Source organism: Streptomyces sp. NPDC093094 (assembly GCF_044754345.1).
GTDB lineage: Bacteria > Actinomycetota > Actinomycetes > Streptomycetales > Streptomycetaceae > Streptomyces.
On sequence record NZ_JBIVOX010000020.1, the window covers coordinates 116,922 to 130,760 of the forward strand.

At 74.4% G+C, this 13,839-nt stretch carries 14 protein-coding genes; 8 read left to right on the forward strand and 6 right to left on the reverse strand.

The window, feature by feature from the left end:
• Nucleotide 1: 1 nt before the first annotated feature.
• The 6 genes from ACIQGV_RS32695 to ACIQGV_RS32720 all read right to left on the reverse strand — a co-directional run bounded on the left by ACIQGV_RS32695 (nucleotide 2) and on the right by ACIQGV_RS32720 (nucleotide 8,362).
• Complete coding sequence (locus ACIQGV_RS32695) at nucleotides 2–1,561, reverse strand: mucoidy inhibitor MuiA family protein (RefSeq protein WP_402501062.1); 1,560 nt, start codon at nucleotides 1,559–1,561, stop codon at nucleotides 2–4.
• Nucleotides 1,562–1,569: 8 nt separating this feature from the next.
• Nucleotides 1,570–3,678: a DUF4139 domain-containing protein gene (locus tag ACIQGV_RS32700; protein ID WP_402501065.1), complete on the reverse strand. Its 2,109-nt coding sequence runs from the start codon at nucleotides 3,676–3,678 to the stop codon at nucleotides 1,570–1,572.
• A 131-nt stretch (nucleotides 3,679–3,809) separates the two neighbouring features.
• Nucleotides 3,810–6,059: a protein translocase subunit SecD gene (secD, locus tag ACIQGV_RS32705; RefSeq protein ID WP_402501068.1), complete on the reverse strand. Its 2,250-nt coding sequence runs from the start codon at nucleotides 6,057–6,059 to the stop codon at nucleotides 3,810–3,812.
• 75 nt (nucleotides 6,060–6,134) lie between these two features.
• Entirely contained in the window at nucleotides 6,135–6,647 is a 513-nt protein-coding gene (locus tag ACIQGV_RS32710) for a hypothetical protein (protein WP_402501071.1), read from the reverse strand.
• Between the two features lie 4 nt (nucleotides 6,648–6,651).
• The gene (locus ACIQGV_RS32715) at nucleotides 6,652–7,335 is read right to left on the reverse strand and encodes a response regulator (protein ID WP_402501074.1); all 684 of its coding nucleotides are present in this window, start codon (nucleotides 7,333–7,335) and stop codon (nucleotides 6,652–6,654) included.
• Between the two features lie 4 nt (nucleotides 7,336–7,339).
• Nucleotides 7,340–8,362 (reverse strand): HAMP domain-containing sensor histidine kinase, encoded by a 1,023-nt coding sequence (locus ACIQGV_RS32720; protein WP_402501077.1) that lies wholly within the window; start codon nucleotides 8,360–8,362, stop codon nucleotides 7,340–7,342.
• A gap of 443 nt (nucleotides 8,363–8,805) precedes the next feature.
• Here ACIQGV_RS32720 and ACIQGV_RS32725 point away from each other — a divergent pair, with 443 nt between their 5' ends.
• The 8 genes from ACIQGV_RS32725 (at nucleotide 8,806) to ACIQGV_RS32760 (ending at nucleotide 13,751) form a co-directional block, all read left to right on the forward strand.
• The gene (locus ACIQGV_RS32725; protein WP_402501080.1) at nucleotides 8,806–9,117 is read left to right on the forward strand and encodes a TraR/DksA family transcriptional regulator; all 312 of its coding nucleotides are present in this window, start codon (nucleotides 8,806–8,808) and stop codon (nucleotides 9,115–9,117) included.
• Nucleotides 9,118–9,162: 45 nt separating this feature from the next.
• Nucleotides 9,163–9,537 carry a TraR/DksA family transcriptional regulator gene (locus tag ACIQGV_RS32730; RefSeq protein WP_402501083.1) on the forward strand — a complete coding sequence of 125 codons (375 nt, stop codon included), beginning with the start codon at nucleotides 9,163–9,165 and terminating at the stop codon, nucleotides 9,535–9,537.
• Nucleotides 9,534–10,337, forward strand: coding sequence for a rod shape-determining protein (locus ACIQGV_RS32735; RefSeq protein ID WP_402501086.1), 804 nt, complete (start codon nucleotides 9,534–9,536; stop codon nucleotides 10,335–10,337). Before ACIQGV_RS32730 ends, ACIQGV_RS32735 begins: the two co-directional genes overlap by 4 nt.
• 166 nt (nucleotides 10,338–10,503) lie before the next feature.
• On the forward strand, nucleotides 10,504–10,707 hold the full coding sequence (locus tag ACIQGV_RS32740; RefSeq protein ID WP_356687060.1) for a cold-shock protein: 204 nt from the start codon (nucleotides 10,504–10,506) through the stop codon (nucleotides 10,705–10,707).
• Nucleotides 10,708–10,879: 172 nt separating this feature from the next.
• Nucleotides 10,880–11,407 (forward strand): peptidylprolyl isomerase, encoded by a 528-nt coding sequence (locus ACIQGV_RS32745; RefSeq protein ID WP_402501109.1) that lies wholly within the window; start codon nucleotides 10,880–10,882, stop codon nucleotides 11,405–11,407.
• A gap of 169 nt (nucleotides 11,408–11,576) precedes the next feature.
• A complete protein-coding gene (locus tag ACIQGV_RS32750; RefSeq protein WP_402501090.1) occupies nucleotides 11,577–12,041 on the forward strand; it encodes a PPOX class F420-dependent oxidoreductase in 465 nt (154 codons plus the stop codon).
• Between the two features lie 418 nt (nucleotides 12,042–12,459).
• Nucleotides 12,460–13,134, forward strand: a complete 675-nt coding sequence (locus ACIQGV_RS32755) for an RNA polymerase sigma factor (protein WP_402501112.1) — start codon at nucleotides 12,460–12,462, stop codon at nucleotides 13,132–13,134.
• On the forward strand, nucleotides 13,131–13,751 hold the full coding sequence (locus tag ACIQGV_RS32760; RefSeq protein WP_402501093.1) for a hypothetical protein: 621 nt from the start codon (nucleotides 13,131–13,133) through the stop codon (nucleotides 13,749–13,751). Before ACIQGV_RS32755 ends, ACIQGV_RS32760 begins: the two co-directional genes overlap by 4 nt.
• The last annotated feature ends 88 nt before the right edge of the window (nucleotides 13,752–13,839 follow it).

A 13,839-nucleotide genomic window follows, 5' to 3' on the forward strand; every position in this document is an offset into this window, starting at 1 on the left:
CTCACAGACCGGTGACCTTGCCGCTCGCGGAGAGCTCGTACACCAGGGTGACGCTGCGGCGGCCGCCGGGCGGCAGGGTGATGTCCCAGCGGGCGACGCCCTCGTCGTCGACCGCGTCGGGAACCGGGGAACACGCCTCCTTGCGCAGCCGTACGTCCACCGCCGAGACCTCGGAGACCGGGATCCGTTCCCGCAGGGCGACCACCTGATCGCCCTGGGCCCCGGGAGCGGAGAAACGGGACAGGTGCAGACGCACGGTGCGGGTGACGGTGGTCCGCTGGGTCATGGCGGCGGTGTCGCGGGACTCCTCGGCGTACCGCAGCACCCGGTAGTCGTCGTGGCTGCCGAAAGCGAGCTCGACCGGCCCGCCGGGAGCGGTGAAGTCCAGCGTGCCGCGGCCGCTGAACCCGCTGCCGCGCACCAGGTCCACGGGCCCGGCCAGCAGCGCGTGCCCGGACGCGTTGTCGAACCGCACCACCTGGGTCACCAGCGGTGACAGCTCGGGGGAGCAGGCGTACTCGCTGCGCGCGGCCGTGGTGACCGAGGAGAGCGGCACGCGGTGGGCACGCCCGTCGGCGGGGACGGAGACGGGCGCGGGGGAGTGCAGCACCCTGGTCTCGCCGCCGTCGTCCACGCCGGGCAGGCCGAGCACCGGGGCCGGGCCGAGGTCGGAGATCTCCTGCTCGCGCATCTCCACCTCGACCGTGCGCCGTTCGGCGGGGGAGCGGTCGGTCAGCGTCAGCCGGTCCTCCGCGAGGCGCGGTGGCTCGGTCGCCGAGGCCGAGCGGGCCGTCGACAGCGTCAGGCGTACGTCCGTCCAGTCCTCGCCCGTGCGCTGCCAGACCATGGCGTCCGTCTCCAGCGTCAGGGCGTTCCCGTCGAGCACGGCCCGGTAGGCGGGGCGCCACAGTGCGCAGGGCACGAGATGGCTCAGCCGCAGCCGGGCCGGCCCGTCGGCCTCGGCCCGGACGGTCAGCTCGACATGGCCGAGCAGTTCGGCGGGCTGCTGCTCGGACAGCCGGAGGGCGTCACGGGTCTCCTGCAGTTCGGCCGCGAGCGCCGTCAGCCGGGCCTGCGCGGCCCGCAGCTGCTCGCTGTGGTCGTCGCGTTCGTCGTCCACGCGGTCGAGTTCCTCGGCCCAGCGCGTCGTGTCCGTCTCGCCGAAGCCGGTTCCCTCGCCGATCTCGCGCAGCAGGTCGGCGGCGAGACGGCCCAGCAGGTCGAGGCGGGTGCGCAGCCGGGCGGTGCGCCGGTCCAGCGCGAACCGCTCCTCCTCCAGGGCGTGCACGCGCCGGCGCAGGGCCGAGTCGTCCACGGCGGGCAGCGGCCCGCGCGGGGTCCAGGCGCGGACGATCCGGGCGTCGAGGACGCTCGCCGGACGGTCGGAGGCCAGCTCGGCGTGCAGCGTGCGGTCGACGGCCAGCGCACTGACCGGCCCGAGCCGCAGCCGCTGCACTCCGGCCCGCAGGTCGAGGGCGACGGTGCGCTCGACCTGGGCGCGGTCCTCCAGGCAGGTGACGGCGGTGACGGGCGCGGGGATCGGTTCCAGATCCGTGGACATGGTGTGTCTCAGCTCCTGCGGTTGCCGCCGGCCAGGGCCTTCGCGGCCGGGATACGGATCTCGTGGCCGCCGTGCAGGGCGGCGGTGCCCCCGGCCGGCAGCTCGACACGCCACACGCGGGTGCCGGGGGCGTGGTGATCGGGCCCGGCGGAGCCGTCGGGGACGCTCCAGTCGGCCCGTTCCTCGATCCGGATGTCCGTGTCCGAGGTGACGGGCACCTGTTCACGGACCTCGACGCAGACGGGCCGGGCGAGCCGGTTGGCCACCTCCACCTGCACCCGGTGGGTCAGCACGGTGACGTTGTTGCGCAGGCCCGCCGTCGACTCGTCGAGGTGTGCGCGCCGGGTGACCTGGATGCCTTCCGCGGGCCCGAGCCCCATACGGCGGACGCCGCCGGGCGCGAGCGTGGGCAGTGCCGCGGTCAGCAGGAAGTCGTCGTCGACCGTGACCTCCACCGGGCCTGCCAGCAGCGCCTGACCGGTGGCGTTGGAGAGCACCAGCGTCGCGTACACCCGCTCCTCCACGGACGGCACGCACAGGTACTCGGTGCGCAGTCCGACCGGGATCTCGCTGATGGTGACGGTGTGCCAGGTGCCGTCCGAGGGGATGTCCGCGCGGGCGACGGCGTCGTAGCGGTGGTCGAAGGACCCCGCCGACAGGCGGGGCCGTGCGGCGTGCCCGGGCAGCGGCAGCGAGGCCACCGCCTCGGCACGGCGCCGGTGCTCGGCGGCCACCGGGTCGAAGGGCGTGTCCGGGAACAGGCGTCCTCTGCGGTCCGCGGTCTCGCCGGGGCCGCTGAGGACGAGAGCGGCGTAGTCGAGTTCGTCACCGGTGGGCTGCGGCGGACCGGTCACCGGGACAGGGGGCGCCGGTGGCGGCGGGGCGACCGGGCCGGAGGGAGCCGGTGGCACGGCGGGAGCGGCGAACGACGCCCCGCCTCCCTGCGGGCGGCCGGGCTGGGACCGCCTCGCCCGCGCGAGGTCGGGCGCCGCCTGGGCGCGCGGCAGACCGCCCGGGTCGGCGGGCCTCGCGGGCGCCGCGCCGTACAGCGCCGCCGCCGGGGGCATGGGGACGGGAGGGGCCACGGGAGCGGGCACGGGTGGACCGCCGGTGAAGGCGGGGGGCACGAGGGCGGCCCCGACGATCGTGGAACTCATGTCCGGCTGCGGTTGTGCCTGCGGCTGCGGTTGTGCCTGAGGCCGCGGGCCCGCCGAGTCGTACCCGGTGAACAGGTCGGACAGCCCCGTCGGGGGCTCCCGCCAGCCGGTCGGCGCGGGGGCGGGCTGACGGCGGCCGATCCGCAGCGAGCGCAGCTTCGGCAGGTCGGTGCGGCGCCGCAGATCCGCGGTGGCGAGGGCGATGCGTACCCCGGTCCAGTCCTCCCCGGTGCGCTGGGCGACCGAGGCCCGCAGCACGAGACTGCCCGAGTCCGCGCCCTGACGATGGGTCAGCCGGTAGGCCGGGACCCAGACCGCGCCCGGGACGCCGTACTCCAGCTCCAGTTCGACGTCCCCGGCCCCGTCGAGGGTCAGGACGGCACAGACGGTGGTCTCGACGTGGGCGGACGGCACGTCGGTGGAGGCCCGGCTCCAGCGGTCGGTGGCGACGTCGAGCTCGTGCTCGGCGCGGCGCAGTTCCTCCTCCAGTTCGGCGAGGCGGTGGTGCAGGGCCGTCAGCCGTTCGTCGACGAAGCCGGCGAGCGTCAGCCACGCCTCGACGGGGGTGCGGCGGTGCGGGTCCTCACGTCTGCGCTGTGGCGGGACCGGGCGCAGATCGGTGATCTCCTTGATCCGGGCGAGCAGCCGGTCGCGCTGTCCCTGCACCGCGGCGTGGGCGTCGTGCAGCCGTTCCTTCTCCTCCCGCAGAGCGTCGGAGGAGCCGGTGCCGGCAGGCTCGGCGTCCACCTCCACCCGGACCTCGGTGACCCGCGCCCCGGCGCCGCCGACCACACGGGCGCGCAGGGAGCCCGGGTCCATCGAGCGGGGCAGCCCGGTGACCCGTACCCGCCCCTGCGGCGGCACGGCGCCCCGCGCCAGACGGCTGCACATCGCACCCTGCGCATACACCACGACCGCGTCCAGGGCGGACGCCCACCGCGGAATCTCCTCGGACTTCATGCACTCAGCCCCCGTCATGTCCGTGCCGCGCGAAGCCTAGCGCCCGCGGCGGCGAAAACCGGAGGGATCCCCGGGTCTGCCCGCCCGGCAGAGGACGACGGCGCGCGTACGGGCGCCGTCGTCCTCTCGTGTCAGGCGGTGCGCGGCGTGCGCCGGGCCGCGCACCGCCGGTGGAGTTCGACGGCGACGGGGGCCGCCGTCAGGACGGAGGAGTACGTGCCGACGGTCACCCCGACGAGCAGGGCCAGGGCGAAGTCGGTGAGCGAGGAACCGCCGAGCACCGCGAGGGCGGTCAGGATGAACACGGCGCCCATGCCGGTGTTCACCGTGCGGGGCAGAGTCTGCAGGATCGCCTTGTTCGCGATGCCGGACAGGGGTGCCGCGGGGAAGCGCCGGGCCAGTTCCCGGACACGGTCGAACAGGACGACGGAGTCGTTGACCGAGTAGCCGATGACGGTGAGCAGGGCCGCCAGGAAGACACCGTCGACGGGCTTGCCGAGCCAGGCGAAGACGCCGACGAGGATGACCACGTCATGGGCGAGGGCCGCGACCGCCGCGGTGCCGAACACCCAGCGGAAACGCGCCGCGAGATACACGAGCTGGGCCCCGAGCGCCGTGGCCAGGGCGATGAGGGCGCCCCGGCGCAGCTCGGCGCCGAGACTGGGGCCGATCTGCTCGTCGCGGACCTTGTCCGCACCCCGGGCGAGGCCGCGCACGGTGCGGGTGACCTCGGCCTCCTCGGCATGGGTCAGTGTCCCGGTGCGCACGGTCAGACCGCTGTCGCCGGAGGACTGGACGACGGCCCGGGGATGCCCGGCGTCGGCGAGGGCGGCACGCACCCGGTCGGGGTCGACCCGGGTGGCGGTGGTGTACTCGACGAGACGGCCTCCGGTGAACTCCACGCCGAGGTCGAGGCCGCGCACCGCGATGCCCGAGCCGGCCAGGACGAGCACCACGGCCGCCGTGGCCAGCCGGCGGCGCGGACGGCGCATCAGCTGAGGGTCGCGGCGTGCGAGGTGCGCGCGGAGCGCGCCCGTGCCGGCGATCCCGGTGAGACCGGGACGGCGCCGCAGCCGGGGACGGCTCGCCGCGTACTCCGCGAGCACCCGGCTGACCACCAGCGCGCTGAACAGGGAGGCGAGTACGCCGATGCCGAGGGTGACACCGAAGCCGCGCACGGGACCGGAGGCGAGGAAGAACAGCAGAGCGGCGGCGATCAGCGTGGTGACGCCGGAGTCGGCGATGGCGCTCAGGGCGTTGCGGAAGCCGGCCGCCAGCGCCGAGCGGGCGCTGGGACGGCGGCGGGCCGCGTACTCCTCACGGGCCCGTTCGAAGACCAGCACGTTCGCGTCCACGGCCATGCCGATCGCCAGCACGAAGCCCGCCAGACCCGGCAGGCTCAGCGTGGCGCCGATCGCGGCGAGGGCGGCGTAGGAGACGAGGCCGTAGCAGACCAGGCCGATCGCGGCCATGAGACCCATCAGCCGGTAGACGACGACGATGAACAGCACGGTGACCGCGGTGCCGACGGCCGCGGCCCAGGCACTGGCGGTGATCGCCTGCGCGCCCAGGGCCGGGCCGACGGTGCGCTGCTCGACCGTCTCGACGGGCACGGGCAGCACGCCGCCGTTGACGAGCAGGGCCAGCTCGCGGGCTTCGTCCGGGCCGAAGGAGCCCGTGATCCGGGTGGCGCCGTCGCGGATGCCGGTGCCGCAGACGACGGAGGGGTCGACCTGCGGGGAGGAGACGACCTTGTCGTCGAGGACGATGGCGACGCGGCGGGCCGGGTCGCCGGGCGGCCGGCAGGCGGCCTCGCCGGTGAGCCGGGCCCAGCCGTCCCGGCCGGCGCCCTCGAAGTCGACCGTGACGTGCCAGCCGGCGCCGGTCTGCTGGTCGAACCGGGCGGCCGCCTTCTCGACGTGTCCGCCGTTCAGGGCCGCGGCCCCGAGCCGCAGCGGTGTGCGGGACTCGTCCGGCAGAACCCTTTCGCCGGGCCGTTCCGGCAAGGCCCCCGGGGTGCCGTGACCGGCGGTGCCCAGGACCGGGTGGAAGGTGAGCTGCGCGGTGCGGCCGAGGATGTCGGCGGCCTTCTGCGGGTCCTGCACACCGGGCAGTTCGACGATGATCCGGTCGTCGCCGGAGCGGACGAGGGTGGGTTCGGCGACGCCGAGCGCGTCGATCCGGCCGCGCAGCACCTCCAGGGCGCGGTCGGTGGCCTCGCGGCCGGTGTCGGAGGGGGCGGTGGGGCGGGTCTGGAGCACGATCTGGGTGCCGCCGCGCAGGTCGAGGCCGAGGCGGACCGGCACGGTGACGGCGATGTACAGCGACAGGGCGATGACGGCGAGGGCGAGCAGTGCCCTCAGACGGTGTGAGCGGGTCACGGGAAGCCTCCGGCGGGCACGCCGCGGCCACGTGAGGTGGTGCGGCGGGCGTGATGAGGAGAGGGGAAGGTGAGGTCAGGTGCCGGAGGCCGCGGGGGGTGCCCGCCCGCGGTCGGGGTTCTGGCGGGGCTCGCAGGGGTGAACAGGTCCGGTCGTCGCCCGGCGCGGCGCCGCCCGCCACGGAGGGACGGGTCCGTCCTCGGAGCAGGGGGTGACGTGGCCGCGCGGCGCCGGGTGGTCGCCGCGCGCGTCACGGGCGGCCGCGAGGACCGTGCGGGTGGCCGCGGACTCGTCGTCGGCGCGCGGTGCGTCGGCGCGCGGTGTGTCGTGACGAGTGGGGTCGTGGTGAGGGGCGCCGTGACGAGGGGGGCCGTGGTGAGGGGCGCCGTGGTCAGGGGCGCCGGTCTGTGCCGCCCGGATCGGTGCCGGTCCGCCCGCCTGACCCGTCTGAGCTGCCTGAGCTGCCTGGCCCGCGACGGCCGATGTGGCCGGCGCGGCCGACAGCACCAGGACGAGCGCCGCGAGCATCGCGAGGACGAGCGAGGTGCCTCTGCGGCGGCGGGGGGCGGTGCGAGCCGGGTCGTGCATGCGGTCAGGGTTCGATCAGGCCGGCGCGGATGGCGTAGCGGGTGAGTTCGAGGCGGTCGCGCAGGCCCAGCTTGTGCAGCAGGTTGGCACGGTGCCGCTGGACGGTCTTGATGCTGATGAACAGCAGATCGGCGATCTCCTTGGAGGAGTGGCCCTCGGCGACCAGCTTGAGGACCTCCTCCTCGCGGGGGGTCAGGATCTGGTCGGGGGTCTCCTCGCCGTGGCGGACGCGGTCGAGGTAGTTGCGGATCAGTGCGGTGACCGCGCCGGGGTACAGGAAGGGCTCGTTGCGCATCGCGGCCCGGCACGCGGCCACCAGGTCCTGGTCGGCGACGGACTTCAGCACGTACCCGCTGGCCCCGGCCTTGAGGGCCTGGAAGAAGTACTGCTCGTTGTCGTGCATGGTGAGCATCAGGACCCGCAGGCCCGGTTTGAGCGCGGCCAGTTCCCGGGCGGCCTGCAACCCGGTCAGACGCGGCATGGCGATGTCGAGCACGGCCAGGTCGACGTCGTGGGTGCGGGCCAGTTCGACGGCCTCGGCACCGTCCCCGGCCTCGGCGACCACTTCGAGGTCCGGCTCCCGGTCGAGGATCAGACGCACACCCCGGCGGACGAGAGCGTGGTCGTCGGCGAGCAGGATCCGGATCGTCCCCGTGTCCGGGCCGGGGCTCGTGGGGGTGTCGGGCATGTCGTCAGAGCTGCTTTCGGGAGACGGGCGCGGTGAGCGTGACCTGGGTGCCGGTGCCGGTGCCGGTGCCGGTGACCGTGGCCCCGGCGTCGTCTTCGGCGTCGGCGTCGGCGTCGGCGTCGGTGCGGGGGGCCGGGGCGACCTCCAGGCCGCCCCCGATGAAAAGGGCCCGCTCGCGCATGCCCCGGATCCCGGCGCCCTCGCGCGGAGCGGTGATGCCGCGGCCGTCGTCGGTGACGGTCAGCACCACTCTGTCACGGGCGAGCCGCAGCGCCACGGTGACCTGTCCGGCGTCCGCGTGGCGGGCGGCGTTGGTCAGCGACTCCTGGGCGACGCGGTAGAGGACCAGCTCCGTCTCCGGATCCAGGGCGGGCAGTTCGGCATCGAAACGACGGGCGACCTTCAGCCCCGTGTGGGTGGCGAAGTCCTCGGTGAGCGAGGTCAGCGCGCTGACCAGTCCCAGATCGTCCAGCACACCGGGCCGCAGCCGGCGCACCAGGCGGCGCACCTCGTCCAGGCTGTCCCGGGTGATCTCCTGGATCTCCAGCAGTTCCTCGCCCAGCGGGCCGGGCGCGCTGTCCGCGGCCCGCTTCAGCCCCAGCAGGATCGCGGTCATGCTCTGGCCGACCTCGTCGTGCAGCTCCTGCGCGATACGGCGGCGTTCGGCCTCCTGGGCCAGCAGCACCCGGGCGCTGCTGGCGACCCGCTCCTGTTCCAGCCGTTCGAGCATCGCGTTGAACGTACGGATGACCTCCGCGACCTCGCCGCCTCCCTGAGCGGGCAGGCGCTGGCCGGGACGCAGCAGGTCCACGGTGGCCATCAGCCGTGTCAGACGGTCCAGCGGGGCCAGACCGAGCCGCAGCAGCGCGGCGTTGGCGAACAGCATGACCACCAGGCCGCCGACCAGGATCACCGCCTCCGTGAGCACCACCGGCACCGAGACGGTCACCGGCGCCCACAGCAGCAGCGCCGTGGCCGAGCCCAGCACCACGGCGTTCAGGGCGAAGATCCGCCAGAACAACGACACCGGCTCGCGCCTCCCTCTTTCCTCGCTCCGACCGTTCACCTCCACTGTCGGCCACCGCGCGACCGTCCCGGGCATCCACGGTGCCGCGTGCCGCGTGCCGCGTGCCGCGTGCCGCGTGCCGCGTGCCGCGTGGCCGGGCGTCGGGCGTCGGGCGTCGGGCGTCGGGCGTCGGGAGAGCCTGCGACAGCCTCTCCCGGTCCGTCTCTCCCCGTCGATGGGACCCGGACCCCATTTCGCCCGGGCAGCGCCACCCATGACGTCCGCGCATGGGGTCCGCGCCCCGCCCCGAATGGGGTCCGCGCCCGATGGCCGGCGCCCTGCCCGTCCGGCCAGGGTGGAGACACCACCCCTCCGGCGGGCGGCCCGGACACGCTGCCGGGCCGCCCGCCTTCCGGACCCGTCCGGCGACGGCGTGAGGGGTGCCGCCCAGAAAGGACATCACCATGTCGCTCCCTTCCACCCAGGCCGACCCCCACCGGGACGACGTGCGGCAGCGCCTGGAGCACGCCCGCACCTCCCGGCTGGCACAGCTGGAGGCCCTTCGTGAGACCGGCCCCAGCGTGGACGCCCATCTGCTGTCCGAGCAGAAGGCCGCGGCGCAGCGGGTGCTGAAGGAGATCGAGGAAGCCCTCGTCCGGGTCGAGGACGGCACCTACGGAACCTGCCTGGGCTGCGCCAGGCCCGTTCCCGCGGAGCGGCTGGAGATCCTGCCCTACACCCGGTGCTGCGTCTCCTGCCAGCGCAGCACCGTCTGACCGCCGCCCGAACCGATGCTGCGCGCTGCCATGAGGAGGGGCGACGTGGTGAACCGACGGACCATCGGAGAGAGCACGCCCCACCTGTCCGCCGAAGACCTTGCCGTGCTGCGCGAGAACCTGCGGGAGCAGCTCCTGTTCCGCCAGGAGCAACTGCGCAGGCTCGCCGCGGCCGCCGGATCCCGCGCGGAGGACCGGCAGGCACGGCGGGCCGCCGGGCAGACGGAGGTCCGCGTCAAGCTCGCCGCCTCCGCCCGCATGGTCCTCACCGACGTCGAGGCGGCCCTGGCGCGGATGGACGACGGCTCGTACGGCGCCTGCCATGTGTGCCGGTGCCCCATCGACCGGGAACGGCTGATGATCGTGCCGCAGGTCCGCCGCTGCGCCCCCTGCCAGCAGGTCGGGGAGGCCCTCCCGTGACCGACGCACACCGTCGTCCGTACGCTGCCCCTTCCCGGTACCGGCCCCGGCCGATGTGCCGGTGGTGCTGCGGCGTCGCCCTGGACATCGGCAGCGCCCGTACCCGCGCCTGGATCGCCGGACGTGGTGTCGTCGTCGACGTGCCCACCGTGACGCACTCCGGCACCGGCGTGGTCCACCCCGTCCGGCGGGGCACCGTCGTCGACATCCAGGGCTGCGCCCGGATGCTCCGGCACCTGCTCGCCGACCGGCTGCCCCGCCTCGCCCGCCCCATGATCATTGTCACAGTTCACGTCCTTGACGGGCCGGCCTGTCACGCCCGGGTCCGCGCGGCCCTGGAGGTGCTGGAACCGCGCAGTGTCCTGACCGTGCCCGGTGCCCGGAGCGTCGCCCTGGCCGCGGGCGCGGACCTCTCCCGCCCCCTGCTGGTGGTGGACCTGGGAGCACATGTCACGGAGGTGGTGCTGCTGAGCGACGGCGCCGTCGCCGACGCCCGTCGCGTCGCACTGGGCACCGTCGACCTGGATGAAACGGTCGAACCGGTGCAGATGGCCGACGTTGTGGCCGGAATGCCGGCCGAGATGCTCCGCCAGGACCACACCGGTCTCACCGAGGAGGCCCTGGGTCGCGGCGTCCTCCTGGCCGGCGGAGGCGCCCTGCGTCCCGGCCTCACCGGACGGCTCACCGCCCTGCTGCCGGCGCCGCTGCGGGTGGTCCCCGCCCCGCACACCGCGGCCGTCCGTGGCGCCGCCGGATTGCTGCAGTCCGCCCGTTTTCACCCGTCTGTCCCCGGTGTCTGACCGGCCGACGGCCCACCCCGACTTCACGGAGTTCCCAGGCATGTACAAAAATGAGTCGGATAACTGGGCTCCGACAGGGTAGAACGGACGCCGGGGCTTTCCGGAGACGGACGGCCTCACCCACAGACCAGCCGGGACCTCTCGGCGATATCGAAGGACAAGCAGCATGGCCAGCGGCACCGTGAAGTGGTTCAACGCCGAAAAGGGCTTCGGTTTCATCGCCCAGGACGGCGGCGGCCCGGACGTCTTCGCCCACTACTCCAACATCAGCGGCAACGGCTACCGGGAGCTGGTGGAGGGCGAGCAGGTCACCTTCGACGTGACCCAGGGCCAGAAGGGCCCCCAGGCCGAGAACATCGTGCGCGGCTGATCCCCGCCACGTGAACGAGGGGCCCGGCGTCAGCCGGGCCCCTTTTTCTCGTCACCCCGGGCTCCGGTCCGCCACCCGTGCGGGTGTGTTGCCGTGTCGTCGCCCGGGGTCCCTCCGTCCGGCCGGGAGACTGGCCGGAACACGTGGGACGCAGACGTAGCGAAGGATCATGATGACGGAAGAGCTGTACGCGACGCTGAAGACCAACCAGGGCGACATCGTGATCCGGCTGCTGCCGGACCACGCGCCCAAGACGGTCCGGAACTTCGTGGAACTCGCCAAGGGCGAACGGCAGTGGGTCGATCCGAACACGGGGCAGCCGAGCTCGGAACCGCTGTACAACGGCACGGTCTTCCACCGGGTCATCGAGGGCTTCATGATCCAGGGCGGCGACCCCCTCGGCAACGGAACCGGCGGGCCCGGGTACAAGTTCGCCGACGAGTTCCACCCGGACCTGGCGTTCACCCAGCCCTATCTGCTGGCCATGGCCAATGCCGGACCGGGCACCAACGGCTCCCAGTTCTTCATCACCGTCTCGCCGACCGCCTGGCTCACCGGCAAGCACACCATCTTCGGCGAAGTCGCCGACGAGGCCGGCAAGAAGGTCGTCGACGCCATCGTCAGGACGGAGACCAACCCCCGCAACGACCGCCCGCTGAAGGACGTCGTCATCGAAGAGGTCGTCGTCGAGACACGCTGACCGGGCGTCCCCCAGGGGCTCTGCCTGTCGGGGCGTCCCGGTGGGGCCGCGACACGGCCGCCGCCGACGCCCCGCGGGCCGGCGGCCCCGCCCCGGCCGCCGGCCCGGACCCACACGGCCCGTCCGACGCGCCGGTGCCGCTCCTACGACAGAGAGCCGACATCCCGCCATGCCTCGCTCGATCGCCTCGAACACCCGGGTCGACCTCGCCGGTCTCCTCGACTTCGTCCGCCCCCGCCACCGCGCCCTGCTCCTCACCCGCCGCGGCGACGGGTCTCCGCAGGCTTCCCCGCTGACCTGCGGAGTGGACGACTCCGGTCGCCTGGTCGTCTCCACCTACCCGGAACGGGCCAAGACCCGCAACGCGCGCCGGGACGCCTCGGTGAGCATCGTCGTCCTGTCGGACGACTGGAACGGGCCCTGGGTGCAGATCGACGGGGAGGCCGAGGTGCTCGACGTCCCGGACTCGGTCGAGCCGCTCGTCGAGTACTACCGCAACATCGCCGGAGAGCACCCGGACTGGGACGAGTACCGCACCGCGATGGTCGAGCAGGGCAAGTCCCTCATCCGGATCACCCCGCGCCGCTGGGGCCCGGTCGCGGTCGGCGGATTCCCGGCACGCCTCGCCGGCTGACCCGGACGCCGCCCGGCGGGCCGGAGGGCGGTGAGCTCCGCCGGACGGGCCGTCGGCGGAGTGCCCGTGGCCGTACGCCGCCCGGGCGGAGCGCGCCGCCCCGGCGGAACCGGGGGCCGGGAAGCGGGGGCCGGGAAGCGGGGCCGGCCGCCCCTGAGGAGTTCTGCGCGACGGTGGACCCCCGTCCTGCCGCCGGCCGAGGGCGCACGCCCGGGCGGGCCCTGCCGCCGCGGTCCGCCGCACGTCACGCCCCGCCGCGTCCCTTCGCCCGGTGGGACGCCTGACAGACCCCTCCACTCTCGCGGCGGTCCCTCCGTAACGCTCTTCGCACCTCGTGCCAAGTACAGGTGAGACCGCGAAGGACTCACCACGTTCCGGCGACGAGGACCGGCGGACCGCCGACGAGAAGGAGACGCATGTGCACGACGGGGAACGGCTACAGGGCGGGCTCGCCGCGGCGGCGCGCGACCCGAAGCTCTTCGAGGAGTTCTACCGGCGTCACGTGGACGGGGTGATGCGTTTCGCCGCCCGACGGGTCGAGGACCCGCACACCGCGGCCGACCTGACGGCCGAGATCTTCCTCGCCGTGCTCGACTCCGCCCACACCTACCGGCCGCGCCTCGGCAGCGAGACGGCCTGGCTGTACGGCATCGCCCGCAACGTCGTGTCGGCGGAGCGCCGCCGCGTCGCCCAGGAGACCCGGCGCGATCTGCGCATCCGCGGGCGACGGCTGCTCGACGCCGACGACATCGCCCGTATCGAGGACCGGATCGACGCGGAGAGCCCCGGGCGGCGCGCCCTGGCCGCACTGGCGCGGCTGCCCGGCGGCGAGCGAGCGGTCCTGGAACTGGTCGCGGTGGACCAGCTCACGGTCACGGAGGCGGCGGCCGCGCTGGGCATCCGCACGGTCACCGCCCGGGTCCGGCTGCACCGGGCCCGCAAGGCCCTGCGCGCGGAGACGGAGGCCGAGGCGGCCACGGAGGCGAGGCCCGGCGGGGCCACGGAACCGAACCCCGTCGCCGTACCGCCGCGTTCGGCGGGCCCGGGGGCGCCGGGCGCCTCACTGCTGCGTGTCACGAGGGGAGAAGCATGAGCACGGGGACGCGGTTCGAGGACCGGCTGCTGGACGCGCTGAACAGGGAGATCGAACTGCGGGAGGCCCGGACCGGCGAGGCCGTCGCCCCGGACGGAGCCCGTACGAGGGCCGACGCACGCGGCCGGTCCCCGCGGTCCGGGATCCTCACCCCGCCACGGCTCGCCGTCGTCGCGGCGGCCTGCGCGGCGGCCTGGCTGGCCGCGCCGGCCCTGCCCGGCTCACCCGCGGAAGCGAAGGCGTACGCGGTGGAGCGCCACAGCGACGGCAGCGTCCGGCTCACCGTCAGGGACCAGGACATCAGCGTCGCGGACCAGCGCGAACTCGCGGCGAAAGTGAGCGCGTGGGGCATCCACGTGACCGTCGACGTCCTCGCTCCCGGCTACGTCTGCGGGCGCAGCGACGTCACCTCCGCCCTCGTGGCGATCGACGGACGGGGGCACCGGGTCCCCGTCGTCCCCATGGAGGCGCGCTGGGACGTCACCCTGCGCCGGGGCAACGTGCTGGCCTTCGAGAACACCAGAGGGGACTCCCGGCCGCGCGCCGTCGAGTTCTACGAGACCACCGGCGTGGCCGAGCCGTGCAGACCGAGGAAGGTCATCCTGCCGGACGACTAGGGCCCTTCTGGCGGATCTCCGTGGGAGAAGGAGCGGCGTTCGGTGCGTGCGATCGGTGTGCGGCGCGGAGGGTCATGTGGCGGAGCCA